We start from the raw sequence: 15,306 nt of genomic DNA on the forward strand, positions 1-15,306 counted from the left end.
CGAGGTTCCGTGGACATGAGGCGCATGTTGGATTGGTGCGCAATGATGTGCGCGAAGGATGCTGAAGTGCATGTTAACCTTTCTCGCCCCACCGGCGACGGCTGGAAAAACGATCTGAGACGGCAGGTCTCCTGGCTCACGGGTCTCAGCGTCTGACGACCTTCCCGGACATCGTCCAGTGGCCATATCGCCAGCGCTCACCGCTAACAGTTGCGGGGGCAGCTGCGGAGTTGATACCGCATTCCCTTTGAACCCTCTTGCGAGGGACCGTCCTCACCATCGATAAGTGAGCGCCTATGCTTCGTCAATCGCCGAAAACGCCCCGAAAGTAGCCCATGCCGACGCCACCCCTGCCACAGTTGACATTGGTTCTCGGTGGGGCGCGCTCGGGCAAAAGCCTGTACGCCGAACGCCTTGTGACAAGCCTGCCCGGACCCTGGGCCTACATTGCCACGGCCGAAGCTTTCGACGGCGAGATGAATGAGCGGATCAAACAGCATAAAAGCCGCCGAAGCACCGGCTGGGTTCAGCACGAAACGCCGCTCGATATCGCCGGCACTTTGGCAAACCGGACGTCCGAGCTGCCGTCGCTCGTCGACTGCTTGACCTTGTGGGTTTCGAATTTGATGCACGCGGAACATTCGGTTCCGGATGCGACCGAAGAATTGATCAAAGCTCTTTCGAAGCGCATTGCGCCCTGCGTCATCGTTTCGAACGAAGTCGGTCTCGGCATCGTGCCGGAGAATGCTCTGGCGCGTGCCTTCCGCGACGAGGCCGGACGTCTCAACCAGAAAATCGCAGCCGTCGCGGACAAGGTCGTCTTTGTCGCCGCGGGCCTGCCTCTAAATTTGAAAGGCTGAAGCAACGTGACCAGCGAACCGACGGACAGCGAAGCCGAACGCCACCGGGCAAAGATGGCGAAGCGCAAAGCCGTGCAAGATGCCGAGGTCGCCTCCAAGGCGATCGAGAAGGGTGTTCTCCTCGTTCACACTGGTCCCGGCAAAGGCAAGTCGACGGCCGCCTTTGGCTTAGTCTTGCGCGCGCTCGGACACGGCTGGCGCGTCGGCGTCGTGCAGTTCATCAAAGGCGCATGGACGACCGGGGAACGCGATGCGCTTAGCAAGTTCGGCGATCAGGTTTCCTGGCACACGATGGGCGAAGGCTTCACCTGGGAAACCCAGGACAAGGCGCGCGACATTGCGGCGGCCGAGCGCGCCTGGACGAAAGCGAAAGAGTTGATGGCGGATCCGTCCATCCGCCTTCTCATCCTCGACGAAATCAACATCGCGCTTCGCTACGACTACCTTCCGCTCGACGAGGTCATCGAAACGCTACGTGCCCGCCGACCCGATCTCCACATCGTCGCGACGGGCCGCAACGCCAAGCCGGAACTGATCGCGCTCGCCGACGGCGTGACCGAAATGGCCGCCGTGAAGCATCACTTCGCGGCCGGCATCAAAGCGCAGGAAGGCATCGAGTTCTAATGCCAGCGCGCGCCCTGATGTTTTCAGGTACCGGCTCGGACGTCGGTAAATCGCTGATGGTGGCTGGCCTCTGCCGTCTCCTCGCGAACCGCGGCATTCCCGTCGTGCCGTTCAAGCCGCAGAACATGTCGAACAATGCCGCGGTGACGGCCGATGGCGGCGAGATAGGCCGCGCGCAGGCACTCCAGGCGCGCGCGGCCCGCGTCGCGCCATCGGTTCACATGAACCCCGTTCTTCTGAAACCCGAAAGCGAGACAGGCGCCCAGATCGTCGTACAGGGCAGAATGATCGGATCCGCCAAAGCCCGCGAGTTTCAAACCAAAAAACGCGAGCTTCTCCCGGCGGTCCTCGAAAGCTTCGAACACCTGAGGGCCGAAGCCGATTTCGTCCTCGTCGAAGGCGCGGGCAGCGCGTCGGAAATCAATCTCCGCAAGAACGATATTGCAAACCTTGGCTTCGCGCGCGCGGCCGGTGTGCCGGTCGTCCTGATCGGCGACATCGATCGCGGTGGCGTCATTGCCAGCCTCGTCGGAACAGAGCGCGTCCTTGAACGGGACGACGCAGCAATGATCCGCGGCTTCATCGTCAACAAAATGCGCGGCGATCCCGCCCTCTTCGCCGACGGCATGACGGCGATTGCGAAAATGACGGGATGGGCGCCCCTCGGTCTCGTGCCGTTCTTCAATGATGCGCGGAAGCTTCCTGCCGAGGATGCACTCGCCCTCCGCGATCTTGCGAAAGCATCGAAACCGGGCACGAATGTGAAGCTTCGCATCGCGGTTCCCGTTCTGCCGCGCATTTCGAATTTCGACGACCTCGACCCGTTGCGCAGCGAGCCGGGCGTCGCCGTCGCGATGATCGAATCCGGCCGGCCCATTCCGGCCGACGTGGACCTCATCCTGCTGCCAGGCTCGAAGGCAACGATCGACGATCTCGCCGCCCTCCGCACCGAAGGCTGGGATATCGACATCAAGGCTCACGTCCGGCGGGGTGGACACGTGCTCGGACTTTGCGGCGGCTATCAAATGCTGGGCAAGCGCATCACCGATGCTGCCGGCGTCGAAGGACCCCCAAGAACCGTCGAAGGCCTCGGCCTCCTCGACGTCGAGACGGAATTTGAAACCGCAAAGACGTTGGCCACCGTTACCGGAACGCTCAACGTGAACGCAGCGCCCTTCCAAGGCTACGAGATGCACGTCGGCCGGACAGTTGGACCCGACACGGCGCGCCCGATCCTGACATTTGCCGATGGCCGCAGCGACGGCGCAACGTCGCCGGACGGCCGGGTCGCGGGATGCTACGTCCACGGGATCTTTTCGTCCGACGCCGCGCGCGCGGCAATCCTTTCGACATTCGGCGTCGAAGCATCGGGAACCAGCTACGAGGCGGAAGTCGACGACATCCTCGACCGTTTCGCCGAGCACCTCGCGCGCCACATCGCCGTCGACGACCTTCTCAGCCTCGCAAAATGACGGCGAAGAACAAGAGCGTCGCGATCATGATGCCCCATGCGAACACCGACAGCCGAAGCGACGCGTGAATATCATCCGCTGTCAGCTCTCGGCGTCCGTTGCCCATGTAAGCATCCTCGACGCGTACGTCGCCATAGACCTTCGGCCCGTTGAGCTTGAACCCCAGCGCTCCCGCCATCGCGCTTTCTGCCCAACCTGCGTTCGGCGACCGGTGTTTCGAAGCATCGCGAGACATCGCCTCGAGCGCGGCAGCCGGCGATGCACCCCGGATGAAAAGAGCCGCTGCCGCAAACATCAATCCCGTCAGCCGTGACGCCGGCAGATTGACGAGATCGTCGAGCCGAGCCGCAGCCCATCCGAACGCCTCATGCCGCTTCGTCCGATGGCCGATCATGCTGTCGGCGGTATTGATCGCCTTATAAACGGCAAGGCCCGGCAGCCCAAAAAAGGCAAACCAGAACACCGGCGCGACGACGCCGTCGGACGCGTTCTCGGCGAGGCTTTCGATCGCGGCACGGGCGACGCCATGTTCGTCGAGTGTCTCGGGATTGCGCCCGACAATGCGGCCGACCGCCCGCTGCGCGCCTGCGAGCCCCTCTTCGTCAAGCGCACGTGCGACGGCGGCGACATGGTCGTAAAGGCTTCGGCTCGCAATCAACGTCGAAGCGAGTATCGCAACAAAAATGCCGCCAAATGAGCTATGCGCGGCCAGACGTTCGACCAGCCATGCAATGGCTCCGACGGTCCCCACAACGATTGTTAAAGCAATGATACCCGCCACGCGGCGCTTGTCGTCGCTCTCGCTCTCGCGGTTGAGCCGGCGATCGAGCGTCGCAATGAGCGAACCGATCCAGGACACCGGATGGCCCATGCGCTGATAAATCCAATTCGGATATCCAAAGGCGGCTTCAAGCGCGAGCGCAGCGACGAGAACCAGAAGCGTGGTGGACTCACTCACGGACGTTGCACGCAATGGAGGGGAGCAAGAGGAGCACCACTGGCAATCTCAGGATTGTTCCGGCAAAACGCCGTGCTCTACCGCGATATCTTCCGCCTGCTTCGCCGCATCTCGCGCCGTTGCATAACGCAAAGCCTCCCCGAGCATGACGAGCACCGGCCCGTCCGGATGCGCCGCATCAAGCGCTGCGGCAATGGCCCCGATGGTTGAGGCAAAGACACGCTCGTCCGGCCGTGTCGCATTCGCAACCGCGATCGCCGGCGTTTGTGGATCGAGTCCGTGCACGAGCGCAATCTCGGCCAGTTCCGCAAGCGTCCGCTTCGGCATGTAGATGACGGTCGTCGCGGCGCTGTCGGCAACGGCACTCCAGTCGATGTCCTTGGGCAACGCCCCGTGCCGGTCATGCGCCGTAATGAACTGCAAACGGCGCGCATGATTGCGGTTGGTCAGCGATACCTTGAGATTTGCCGCCGCGCCCTGAGCAGAGGTCACGCCCGGCACGACGCTAATCGCGATGCCGGCAGCCTCGCACGCTTCGATCTCTTCCCCGGCGCGCCCGAAAATCAAGGGATCGCCCGACTTGAGACGGACGACATTGAGCCCCTCGCGCGCCAGCGACACCATTTGCGCATTGATGTCGGGTTGCTTGCACGACTTCCGATATCCTCGCTTGCCGACATCGATCAGCCGCGCGCCGGGACGGACGAGATCGAGGATCGGTTTGGCGACGAGATCGTCGAACAGCACAGCGTCGGCAGCTTGCAACGCATAAAGAGCCTTGATCGTCAAAAGCTCCGGATCGCCCGGTCCCGCTCCAACGAGTGTAACTGAGCCCTGACGTGTTGCCTCTGCAGGCCGCGTGCCCTTTGCTTTGTTCAGAAGTGGCGCAGCACCCGCAGTAAAATAACGCGTCTCGAAGGCTGTACGCGGCTGCCATCCATGTCTCTCGAGCTCAGGATCGAGATGTTCTTCTTCGGGCCAGCCGAGCAGGAGATACCCGACGAGCCTCCAATCGGGCGGCGCGCCAAGCATCTTCGCGACCTCGGCAGGATCGACGATCGATACCCAACCGAGGCCAAGACCTGCTTCCCGGGCGGCAAGCCAAAGCACCGTCACCATGCACGCGCAGGAATAATCGAGCGTCTCCGGCATCGTTTGCCGTCCGAGCCCGTGACCCTGCAGCACGCCGTGATCGCAAAAGATCGCGAGATGCACGGGCGCAGCGTCCAATCCTGCGAGCTTTAGTCGAAAGTAGAGATCCGCCTGATCGCTGTTATAGCCACTGCCGGCACGGTTCCGGGCCGCTTCGAAGTTCTCTTCGACCCTGGTCCGCAATTCCGCCGATGGCACGTTGACGATGCGCCACGGCTGACTGTTGCCGACCGAGGGAGCGAGATCTGCGAGCCGCAAAAGCCGCTCCACCAGGGCATCGGGAACGGCATCCCGCTTGAACCGCCGCACATCCCGCCGCCAGCGGATGAGTTGCTCCAGCGTCGCGCGCTGATCCGCATTCGGATTGTCATCGTCGGGTTTGCGAACAGTCATTTGCGAAAATGGGCCGGTCGGAATGCCAAGAACAGCGGAAACACTAGGATCTATATCATCATTCGGTGCTCGGCGAGCAAGCACCAGTTCTGCCGCGGCCTTGGTACCAAGAAGTTAAGAAGCTGCGCCTTGCGGGCCATTTAGCCCGCCTCCCGCGCCGTCAGTTCGCGCTGGCCTGTGGCTGGCCGCAGTCGTCACAGAGGGCAGCGGCGCTTCCCTCCCCCAGCCTGACCGGAAATCCGCACTCCGAGCAGAGCGTGTGATGCCCCTGACGGACGCCGTGCTCGAGGGCAACCCGTTCGTCGAAAACGAAGCACTCTCCCCGCCACAGGCTTTCTTCCGGCGGAACCTGTTCGAGATAGCGCAGAATGCCGCCGTTGAGCTGATAGACGTTCGGAAATCCCTCGCGAAGCATAAACGCGCTCGCCTTCTCGCAGCGGATGCCGCCCGTGCAGAACATTGCGATCTTGCGTTTCGGATCGCCAGCAAGCGTCCGCTTCACGTAATCGGGAAATTCGTTAAAGGCTCGGGTTTCGGGATTTTGCGCACCCTCGAACGTGCCGACCTGAAATTCGTAATCGTTGCGCGTATCTATGACCAGAACATCCGGATCGGCGATCAGCGCATTCCACGCGTCGGGTTCGACAAACGTGCCCGTCGCCACCGAGGGCCTAGCATCGGGAACACCGAACGTAACGATCTCCTTCTTGATCTTCACCTTGAGGCGCTGAAACGGATGCTCGGCCGCTTCCGAATATTTGACCTCGAGACCGGAAAACCGCGCATCGGACACGATCGTCGCGATGAGCGCATCGATGTCGCTATCGCCGCCCGATACGGTGGAGTTGATGCCCTCGTCCGCGATCAGAATCGTGCCCAAGATTCCGCGCGCCGCGCAAAGCTCGCGCAGGCTCGTCTGAAGCTCCGCCGGATCGTCTATCGAAACGAATTTATAAAAGGCAGCGACTTTCACCGTCACGCGCGTGTGGCTTTCATAAATTGACCAGGAATGGACAAATCATCGGCTGTCGTCCGCGATTGAACGTCCAAGCCCATTTCAATACGTTCTGGGCCCCGGAAGAGCAAGACGCGGCAACTTGGCTTAACGCGGAAGGTTACCGGCGGGTGCCTCGGCCCTCAGAAGCCGTCGATGACGCGCCGAACGTACTCGGCATAGGGACTCTTCCCCAGACGAGCGAGCCAGGGGGCCAACTCGGCGGGGGAGATGAACCCCATCCGCACCGCGATTTCCTCAAGACATGAAATTTTAAGTCCCTGACGCCGCTCGATCGTCGCGATGTAGTCGCTGGCGTCTTTGAGGCTATCGAACGTGCCGGTATCGAGCCAAGCGAAGCCCCGCCCCATTTTTTCGACGTGGAGCGAGTGAAGGTTGAGGTACATTTCATTCAGCGTTGTGATTTCAAGTTCGCCTCGCGCCGACGGCTTAACTTGGGAAGCCAATTCCACGACCCGCTCGTCGTAGAAATAAAGTCCCGTGACAGCCCAATTCGAGCGTGGCTTTTGCGGCTTCTCATCGATGGCTTTCGCACGGCCGCTTTGATCGAAAGTCACGACGCCGTATCGCTCGGGGTCCGCGACTTCGTAAGCGAAAACCGTCGCGCCCTGCTCGCGGAGAGCCGCATTGCGCAGAAGCTCGCCGAAGCCGTGGCCGTAGAAGATATTGTCGCCAAGCACCAGAGCGCATCGATCCCCGCCGATGAAGTCGCGTCCAATAATGAACGCCTGTGCAAGGCCTTCGGGTTCGGGCTGCACCGCATAGCTCAGGCGCAGGCCGAACTGCTCGCCGGTGCCCAGAAGGTTTTTGAAAAGAGCTTGGTCATGCGGCGTCGTGATGATCAGGATGTCTCGAATTCCCGCGAGCATCAGCGTCGACAGCGGATAATAGATCATCGGCTTGTCGTAGACGGGAAGCAGTTGCTTCGAGATGGCGAGCGTCAGCGGGTAGAGCCGCGTCCCACTTCCGCCTGCAAGAATGATCCCTTTGAGCGTGCTCATGTGAATTTTCCGTCAGTCTGTTGCGGACGCGCGGCTGCTTCTCGGAGTGGGGAACCGGCGAGCTGGTCGAGGCAATCGGAGAGGGCCTGCGTCCAAGGCCGAAGCTCGAAGCCGGTGACCGCGCGAAGCTTGTCCGTCGAGAGCACGGAATACGCGGGTCGCTCGGCTTTGGTCGGATAATCACGGGTGCCGATCGGCAGCACAGTGACCTCGCACCCGCCCCTCCGCGCCGCTCCTTCGAGAATGGCCTTGGCGAAACCGAACCAAGTCGTCTCACCATGGTTCACGGCGTGGAAGGTGCCGAAAATCCTCTGATCCGGCGCGGGTGCGCTTGCAAGCGGCAGAAGTTTGCTGACGAGCTCCGCCAAATCCGGCGCATACGTCGGATTTCCCCGCTGGTCGTCAACGACTTTGATTTCGGGGCGCTCACTACCCAAACGCAGCATTGTCTTCGCGAAGTTGCTTCCAAACGGGCTGAAAACCCAGGCCGTACGTAGAATGATGTGCTTCGGGTTAGCCGCGGCGACGCGCTCCTCGCCCTCCAGTTTGCTTCGCCCGTATACGCCGATCGGCGACACGGCATCCGTCTCGGCGTAAGGCGCACGCTTGCTTCCGTCGAACACGTAGTCGGTCGAGAAATGAATGATTGCGGCACCGATCTCGGCGGCAGCTTTCGCGGCCGCCTCCGCGCCGGTCGCGTTGACCGCGAAAGCAACATCGGGTTCGTCCTCGGCCTTATCGACGGCTGTGTAGGCGGCGGCGTTCACGACCACCTTGGGACGGGCCGCGAGAATGGCGCGCCTCACGGATTGCAGATCACGAAGGTCGATCTCCGGCCGCCCAGCGGTCACAACGCGATAGCCCTCGCCTCCCAACAATCCGGCAAGAGAACTACTAACCTGACCGCTTTTACCAATTATGAGCGTGCTGCACGTGTCGCCGGTCACACGACCTGCTCCGCCAATGCGCCATCTTCTGGTGCTTGCGTTGGCAGCAACCCGAGCCGCGTTCCCGAATAAACCTTCTCGCGCAGCGGCCGCCACCACCACTCATTGGCCAAATACCATTCGACGGTTGCCGCAATGCCGGTATCGAAGGTATTTTCTGCGCGCCAGCCAAGCTCCGTCTCGATCTTGCCGGGATCGATCGCATACCGCCGGTCATGACCAGGGCGATCGGGAACAAAAGAAATAAGTTTTCGACGCGACTCGCCATCCGGCCTAAGGTCATCGAGAACGTCGCAAATGCGCTCGACCACCGAGATATTCTCCATCGGAGCCCGCCCGCCGACATTGTATGTCTGCCCTACACGCCCCAGTTCGAGAACCATCGTCAAAGCTCTCACGTGATCCTCGACGTAAAGCCAATCCCGGATATTCCGTCCGTCGCCGTAAACGGGCAGCGGTCGCTTTTCTAGCGCGTTCAGAAGAATGAGCGGAATGAGCTTCTCGGGAAAATGATACGGACCGTAATTGTTCGAACAATTCGTTATCAGCGCCGGCAGTCCGTAGGTTTCGTGCCACGCGCTCACGAGATGATCGGAGGAAGCCTTGCTCGCCGAATACGGTGATCTCGGATCGTAGGCCGTGCTCTCAACGAAGAAGTCCCCCTCGTCGAGGCTGCCGTAAACTTCATCCGTCGAAACGTGCAGAAACCTGAAGCTCTTTCGGCGGTCCGCCGGCAGGCCTTCCCAGTAATGCCGGCTCGCCTCGAGGAGAACGTGAGTTCCAAGAATGTTCGTTTTGATGAATTCGGCCGAAGACGTGATCGACCGGTCAACGTGGCTCTCGGCAGCAAGATGCATCACCGCATCAGGCCGGAATTCCGCAAATGTGCGAGCCATCGCATCGGCATCGCAAATGTCTGCAAGGACAAACCGGTAGTTCTTCTTGTCGGATACCGAAGCAAGCGACTGCACGTTGGCGGCATATGTGAGCTTGTCGATATTCAGCACGTCCCAGCCGCGACCCAGCACGAGATGGCGCACGAGTGCCGAACCTATAAAACCGGCGCCTCCTGTGACGACGACTCTCATCTTTCCGCCCCCCGCGTTTAAATGACGATCAGCCCAGCCCTGCGATGTCTTTCAGCAAGGGAAGCTTCGCATCCTTTTCCGATAGGATCGCATCCCTCGCGCTGACCGGCCACGCAATCCCAAGCTCGGGATCGGACCACAACACGCCAGCTTCGGCACCCGGCGCATAGTGGCTGGACACTTTGTAGACGAGCTCGGTGTCGGGTTCCAGCGTGCAGAACCCGTGTGCAAAACCGTCGGGTATATATATTTGGTTACCATTCTCAGCCGATAATTCCGCTGAAACATACCGTTTGTAGGTAGGCGAGGTTGGTCGGAGATCGACAGCGACGTCGAATACGCGGCCACGGCCGGCGCGCACGAGCTTGACCTGCGAATAAGGTGGAACCTGAAAGTGCAAACCTCGAATCGTTCCAACCTTCGACGAGAGCGAAAAGTTATCCTGGACGAACACGTCCCTGAACCCGGCGTCTGCGAGCGCCTTCGCGTTGTAAAGCTCGGTGAAAAACCCTCGATCATCGTGGAAGCGCTTTGGCGTGATGAGAAAAACGCCCGGTACTTCGAGTTCAGTAATTTGCACTACAAAAATTCCAGGTAATCGCTGCGCCCATTCGGATGAGCCGAGACGGCGTTTCGTTCGCATAACAGGCGCTATGGAGACAATCCCTGATAGACGAGAGCTTTCCACATCTCCTGCAACCTTCGTCGACGTGTTGTCATCGCGCAACGGACAGATGCAAGCCATACACAGGCAAGTGGCGCCGAAACAAAAATCGTCGGCGATTCTCCACGCGGATGCCGATAACCAAGATCACGCGATGATCTCAGTATTTTCCGACGTGCAATGTAATTGTCACAAACAGCGTAAGCGTCAATTGACCTCGGGTCTGCATCAAAAATTTACGTGGACAACTTACTTGACTTCCTATGTTGAAAACCCAGTTTTGTGGTCTTCTGGCAAAACCAAAAGATGTATCGGCGAAGGTGATGAATTGGTGTTTCGAGCGGCCAACCAAAACGCGCGCGGAGACGACCGGCTCAGTAGCTACGCGAAAATCAATTTTATAAATGTCTGTTAGCTATCTCATTAGTTCGTATAACAAGGCCGAATATCTCGGCGCGGTGCTGGAGAGCGTGAGCGCCGAACTCGCCGCGACCGGAGGGGAAGTCTTTATTATCGACGATGGGTCGAAAGATTCCTCGTGGTCCATCATCCGGAAATTCTGCGAAAGCGATCGACGCATCACCTGCCGCCGCCAGGAAAATCGCGGCATTTTCAACGTCACCAATCAGCTCATCGATTTTGCAACCAAGAAGTGGCTACGCATCATCGACTGCGATGATCCTCCGATCAGCGGGTCCACCGAGTTGATGGTGAAATTGGCTGAGGAAAATGATGCCGATTACATTTTCGGCACAACCTTGATGTACGGCCCCGCGCCGCTCACCGCTGAGCAGAGCAAAATCCCTCAGCAGCACCCGTCTGCCGTAACGATAGTGTCCGACCCGTTTCGATATGCCATCAGGGACTACAACCACATTCCGACCACAGCCCTGATGCGGCGTCTGAGCGTACCTTCATCACTTCGTCTCAACGAAGACCTCATCTCCTGTCAGGATCTTGCCCTCGCGCTCCCCGTTTTCGAACAGGCCCGCGTCGCACGCATCGACGTCGCCGTCTGTCATCAGCTCGTTCGTAGCAATAAGAGATTATCTTCCAACGAAGCCCTCACCTACTTTCAGACGATCCAGATTCTCAAGGAGTTTGGCGCATCCAAGTTTGATGAGAACTACCGCTACATGGCTGCAAGAAAGACTGTTTCACGAGCTCTGAAATGGATGCGGCGCGAAAAACTCATTGCCGAGGCTCCGCAACTCTATGCACGGCTTCTGTATCTCTATACGACGCTGCTGGTATCCAATCCCGCGCGGTGGGAGTACTATCTCGACAGTGCAGCCGAAACGTATGCTGGCTACATCCCCGCAGACCGGCGCGTATATTGATGCGCTGAAACGTTGACCTCATTTCGAACAACCACTCCGCTCAATAGAACGCAGGACTTCGGCTTGAGATCGATATCATGCGCATATTGATGTTTCTGCCTCGGCACATGCGTTTCGGCCCGAGCAACGCATCGTCGATCGACCTCTGCGTTCGCGATCTCGTGGCGGCGAGCCGCTATCGCGACACGACGACAGTCGTCTGCTGCGAGAATGAAACGCTTTTTTCCGAAGTCGACATCCTGACCTATTCGCGTGCGGTCGACGACTCTCGGCGGCGCAAGGTCGCCTTTGCCGTGGATCAAGTCGCCCGCACGTCGCCCGATCTGATCGTGGTGCAACAGCATCTGCCGACCGCTGCGGCGCTGGCAGCGCGCACACGGGTGCCGGTGGTTCTCCATAAGCACAACATGATCAAGGCCATTCCAAGCCGCAATTTGTGGAGTTTGATCCGGCGTCGGTTCAAGCTGAGCCAGTACCGGTCGCTGGCCGGCATGATCTTCGTGAGCGACGTCTGCCGGAAAATGTTCGCGGAGGATTGGCCTGAGGTGCGCCTGCCGTCCGCCATTGTCTATAACGGGCTGGATTTTTCGCAATGGCGACCAGCGGAGCCGAAGCTCGACGAAATCATATGTGTGGGCCGGGCGGCGCCCGAAAAGGGTATCAAAGAAGCCGCGGAGGCAATCGCAAGCGTCCTGAAAGAGCAGCCCGGCTGGCGCGGACGTTTCATTCTGAGTGAGCCCGGCCGCTTTCCAGCCTATCTGGAGGAAGCGCTGTCTATTGTCCGGCCCTTTGGAGACCGGATCAGCGTGGAATTCAGCCTGCCCTTCGCCGCGGTGAAGGAACGCTACCAGAATGCGGCCATCGCGATCATTCCGTCCAAATGGCAAGAACCGTTCGGCCGCACGGCACTCGAAGCTCACGCGTCAGGATGTGCGGTCATCAGCTCGGGCACCGGAGGATTATCCGAGATTGCTCCCGAGCACACGCTGATGCTCCCTCCGGAGTTCACCTTCGCCCATATTGCCGAACACCTGCGCACACTGATCCTTGATCGTGACCTGCGTATTCGTTTGGCGCGCAGCGGACGCGAACATTGCGCCAAAAAATTTGCGCTTTCCGAAGTTGCCCGCGAAGCCGATGATTTCTACGATTTCGCAGTTGACCACAGCGCGAGCGGCATTGCCCCGGCACACCCGGTGAAGCCCCAAAGCTCGGCAAGCGTCAGCAGCCGCGTCTGAGCTTTGTTCGTCCACATCACACCATGCTCTGGGTGATGCCTGCTACGCTGATCGGCCTTGCCGCATGATCAGCCGCCCGGACTAATTCTCTCGACCACGGCTTTCGTCAGCGCGATAACTTCGGGAAGAGCACTTCCGTATTTCTCACGCGCCGAACGAAACACGCCGAGCCCTGGGTGCGTGGCCGCATTCTGCAAGGCGCTCGTATAGGGAACGGGCCGGGCTATCGCGTTGAGATGATGCAGACCCTGCTTGATGTGTTGCAGCATCTCGCGCTGCACCGTGTTCGTAGACTGATACTGCGTGATCAACGGATGAACCTTCACCTGCGACGCAAGATCGAGATCGTCGGCAAGAATGAATTTCAAGAAGTCGGTGAGCGTCGAGTACGCATTCGTCTCCAGGCTCGTCGGCGCCACAATGTGCTCGGCCAGTCTCATGGCCGAAAGTCCGAGCACGCCTGGCCCCGCCGGACAGTCGATCAGAACGGCGTCGTAGCCCGCATCGATTTTCGCAAGCTCGGACCGCAGCGCATTGGCAAGCAGAACGTCGAGGCGGTCCTTGCGCTTCTTTCGCCGGGCCTCATGCTCGAAGTCCGCCATCTCTTTCAGAAGCTCGTGGTTCGACGGCAAAATGTCGATGAAGCCCGCTTCCCTATCGCGAAGCTCGATCAGATCGCCGGCCGCCACCCGGTGCGATGCGAGCCGCATGCTCCGCCCGCTGGCAAAAGCTTGTAGCATGGCCGCCAAGCCGATCTGGCGCTGCCGCAATTGCTGCTCGGCGTCGATGCCGAGAAGCGCCTTCGTAACTCCGGCTTGCGGATCGGCATCAACAACCAGCACCCGCGCGCCGTAGGAAAGCGCCAGGCCGTCCGCGAGCATCATAGTGGTCAGCGACTTGCCCACGCCACCCTTCGGGTTGGCGATCGCGATCATAACGCTCATCGACGCGCATCCGCGGCGGCCGGCGTTTGTGCCTCGCGATGAAAATCATCCCCTCGCAGCCGCACCGGCCGCTCGGGGTAACCGCATACACGATATGCAAAAACAGGCTCGTAAAGATAACGTTCGAGCATGCGAACACGGTCCCACCCAGACCCGCGGACACTACGTGGAGGCTTGCTCAAATGCTAGCGTCCAAATTCCGCGGGACCGCCACAAGCCCTATTTTTTATTTTCACTGACAGGACGCCGCGACGGGCCGTCATCGAAGCGCCACGGGCTGTTTTTGCGTGCGCGTTCCGCCGCAGCGGCCTTGTCGAGCTTTGGACGCCGGTTCCCTTGCGCCGCCTTCGCTTCCTCGTCAACGGCCTGCGGTGGGCGCTTCCCCATCCAGTCTAGAATACCCATCGATCTTTCCCCTCGGAGAATCGCAAATCGAGAGGCGAGCTTTGCGAACTGATTGCGCTCATCCTGTGGCTGCCCTACCCCGGCTCCGCAGAAGCTCGCCGCAATTCTCGGCCGACGAACACGGAAGTCTGCGGTTCACCAATTTTGCAGCAAAATAAAAATTCGCCACGCTCTTCTCTTGTCTGGACTATCGATGACGTCGCGCACACTATGACAGCGTGCGCTTACCGGCCGGCGGCCCGAAAAAAACGCACCACGATCTGGGATCATGGAAATTTAATCCCGCTCCGAAGAGACTGGCTTCTGAGTTGGTGCGAAACCGTCTGGCCCATCGCGCAGTAGTATAGACGACGAAGAACTGGTCGGTCGCTTTCCAGATGGCCGAACCCAAGTAGCAAGGCTCTCACATTGTGAACCGCGTAATTCGAGTAGCGACGGCCATTTTCATCCTTGCATCGGGAAACGCACGCGCCGACGCCGTAGCCGACTGTAATGACGGAGCCGATCTGGCCACGCAGATTCGGGGATGCACCCAGGTCATCCAGCATACGATACTGACCGATGCTCTCTCGACGGCTTATATGAACAGAGCCATCGCCTATGCCCAGCGCCGCGAAAATGCGAAGGCTATCGCAGACTTCACCGCATCCATACGCGCCGACTCGAACAACAACTTTGCGTATTACAATCGCGGCAACGTCTACCTCGACATGCGCAAGCCGCGACAGGCGATAGCCGACTACTCCAAAGCGCTCGAAATCGCGCCGGATATGTCACCTGCGCTCCTCAACCGGGCGCTGGCGAAAGAAATGATTGGCGAACGCGATGCGAGCATCGCCGACTTCCACGCCGCATTGGCGCTCGAGCCGACGCTCGCCGCGGCGTCCGAAGGCTTGAAGCGATTGGGAGCCTCGCCCTGATCGACGATCGCGATGCCTCGTCCGCGGATGGTCTTGCATCGCAGGCGATGCGCAGCAAAAATCGAACGCGAACCCACCCCTGAGCCGCAAAAACGCGCGATGGCAAATCGAGGGATTTATCGAGATCTATAACGAGAGATCAGCGGTGGTTTTGGGCAAATGGTGCCCAGGGGCAGAATTGAACTGCCGACACTGCGATTTTCAGTCGCATGCTCTACCAACTGAGCTACCTGGGCCTGCCTCCGCGGCGCTGAGCCCGTGCGAAGTAGGGGGTCTTATAGGGGC

Annotated in this window: 15 protein-coding genes, 1 tRNA gene and 1 riboswitch; of the genes, 6 read left to right on the plus strand and 10 right to left on the minus strand. The window is 59.8% G+C overall.

Going from position 1 to position 15,306, the window contains the following annotated elements; genetic code table 11:
• Positions 1-104 precede the first annotated feature (104 nt).
• Positions 105-287, minus strand: a riboswitch (cobalamin riboswitch).
• Between the two features lie 48 nt (positions 288-335).
• From cobU to AB4Z24_RS06015, 3 genes are read left to right on the plus strand one after another with little or no spacing between them, the layout of a single operon-like run.
• Positions 336-860 carry a bifunctional adenosylcobinamide kinase/adenosylcobinamide-phosphate guanylyltransferase gene (gene cobU / locus AB4Z24_RS06005; RefSeq protein ID WP_441706541.1) on the plus strand — a complete coding sequence of 175 codons (525 nt, stop codon included), beginning with the start codon at positions 336-338 and terminating at the stop codon, positions 858-860.
• 6 nt (positions 861-866) lie between these two features.
• Positions 867-1,484 carry a cob(I)yrinic acid a,c-diamide adenosyltransferase gene (gene cobO / locus AB4Z24_RS06010; RefSeq protein ID WP_441706543.1) on the plus strand — a complete coding sequence of 206 codons (618 nt, stop codon included), beginning with the start codon at positions 867-869 and terminating at the stop codon, positions 1,482-1,484.
• Positions 1,484-2,956: a cobyric acid synthase gene (locus tag AB4Z24_RS06015; protein ID WP_441706545.1), complete on the plus strand. Its 1,473-nt coding sequence runs from the start codon at positions 1,484-1,486 to the stop codon at positions 2,954-2,956. The genes cobO and AB4Z24_RS06015 overlap by 1 nt, the downstream gene beginning before the upstream one ends.
• On the opposite strand, the gene cbiB is transcribed toward AB4Z24_RS06015, so the two are convergent.
• From cbiB to rfbC, 7 genes are all read right to left on the minus strand, one after another.
• The gene (gene cbiB, locus AB4Z24_RS06020; RefSeq protein ID WP_441706547.1) at positions 2,940-3,914 is read right to left on the minus strand and encodes an adenosylcobinamide-phosphate synthase CbiB; all 975 of its coding nucleotides are present in this window, start codon (positions 3,912-3,914) and stop codon (positions 2,940-2,942) included. The two genes, AB4Z24_RS06015 and cbiB, sit on opposite strands and share 17 nt — an antisense overlap.
• A 48-nt stretch (positions 3,915-3,962) precedes the next feature.
• Positions 3,963-5,459, minus strand: a complete 1,497-nt coding sequence (gene cobA / locus AB4Z24_RS06025) for a uroporphyrinogen-III C-methyltransferase (protein WP_441706549.1) — start codon at positions 5,457-5,459, stop codon at positions 3,963-3,965.
• Positions 5,460-5,619: 160 nt separating this feature from the next.
• Complete coding sequence (gene trhO / locus AB4Z24_RS06030) at positions 5,620-6,438, minus strand: oxygen-dependent tRNA uridine(34) hydroxylase TrhO (RefSeq protein WP_441706551.1); 819 nt, start codon at positions 6,436-6,438, stop codon at positions 5,620-5,622.
• Positions 6,439-6,596: 158 nt separating this feature from the next.
• Positions 6,597-7,475, minus strand: coding sequence for a glucose-1-phosphate thymidylyltransferase RfbA (gene rfbA / locus AB4Z24_RS06035; RefSeq protein WP_441706552.1), 879 nt, complete (start codon positions 7,473-7,475; stop codon positions 6,597-6,599).
• Complete coding sequence (rfbD, locus tag AB4Z24_RS06040; RefSeq protein WP_441706554.1) at positions 7,472-8,422, minus strand: dTDP-4-dehydrorhamnose reductase; 951 nt, start codon at positions 8,420-8,422, stop codon at positions 7,472-7,474. Before rfbD ends, rfbA begins: the two co-directional genes overlap by 4 nt.
• Positions 8,419-9,510, minus strand: a complete 1,092-nt coding sequence (gene rfbB, locus AB4Z24_RS06045) for a dTDP-glucose 4,6-dehydratase (RefSeq protein ID WP_441706556.1) — start codon at positions 9,508-9,510, stop codon at positions 8,419-8,421. Before rfbB ends, rfbD begins: the two co-directional genes overlap by 4 nt.
• Before the next feature lie 28 nt (positions 9,511-9,538).
• On the minus strand, positions 9,539-10,090 hold the full coding sequence (rfbC, locus tag AB4Z24_RS06050) for a dTDP-4-dehydrorhamnose 3,5-epimerase (RefSeq protein WP_441706558.1): 552 nt from the start codon (positions 10,088-10,090) through the stop codon (positions 9,539-9,541).
• A gap of 488 nt (positions 10,091-10,578) precedes the next feature.
• Here rfbC and AB4Z24_RS06055 point away from each other — a divergent pair, with 488 nt between their 5' ends.
• Both AB4Z24_RS06055 and AB4Z24_RS06060 read left to right on the plus strand, forming a co-directional pair.
• Positions 10,579-11,514, plus strand: coding sequence for a glycosyltransferase family 2 protein (locus AB4Z24_RS06055; RefSeq protein ID WP_441706560.1), 936 nt, complete (start codon positions 10,579-10,581; stop codon positions 11,512-11,514).
• A 77-nt stretch (positions 11,515-11,591) separates the two neighbouring features.
• Positions 11,592-12,752 carry a glycosyltransferase family 4 protein gene (locus AB4Z24_RS06060; RefSeq protein WP_441706562.1) on the plus strand — a complete coding sequence of 387 codons (1,161 nt, stop codon included), beginning with the start codon at positions 11,592-11,594 and terminating at the stop codon, positions 12,750-12,752.
• Positions 12,753-12,820: 68 nt separating this feature from the next.
• Here AB4Z24_RS06060 and AB4Z24_RS06065 read toward each other — a convergent pair whose 3' ends face one another.
• Together AB4Z24_RS06065 and AB4Z24_RS06070 are read right to left on the minus strand one after the other, a co-directional pair.
• Complete coding sequence (locus AB4Z24_RS06065; protein ID WP_441706564.1) at positions 12,821-13,696, minus strand: ParA family protein; 876 nt, start codon at positions 13,694-13,696, stop codon at positions 12,821-12,823.
• A gap of 219 nt (positions 13,697-13,915) precedes the next feature.
• Positions 13,916-14,101, minus strand: coding sequence for a hypothetical protein (locus tag AB4Z24_RS06070; protein WP_441706566.1), 186 nt, complete (start codon positions 14,099-14,101; stop codon positions 13,916-13,918).
• A gap of 410 nt (positions 14,102-14,511) precedes the next feature.
• Between AB4Z24_RS06070 and AB4Z24_RS06075 the strand changes: the two genes are divergently transcribed.
• Positions 14,512-15,021, plus strand: a complete 510-nt coding sequence (locus AB4Z24_RS06075; protein WP_441706567.1) for a tetratricopeptide repeat protein — start codon at positions 14,512-14,514, stop codon at positions 15,019-15,021.
• Positions 15,022-15,181: 160 nt separating this feature from the next.
• On the opposite strand, the gene AB4Z24_RS06080 is transcribed toward AB4Z24_RS06075, so the two are convergent.
• Positions 15,182-15,257: transfer RNA gene (locus AB4Z24_RS06080), tRNA-Phe, on the minus strand.
• Positions 15,258-15,306 lie beyond the last annotated feature (49 nt).

Source organism: Hyphomicrobium sp. 2TAF46, from assembly GCF_052114865.1.
Classification (GTDB): Bacteria; Pseudomonadota; Alphaproteobacteria; order Rhizobiales; family Hyphomicrobiaceae; genus Hyphomicrobium_B.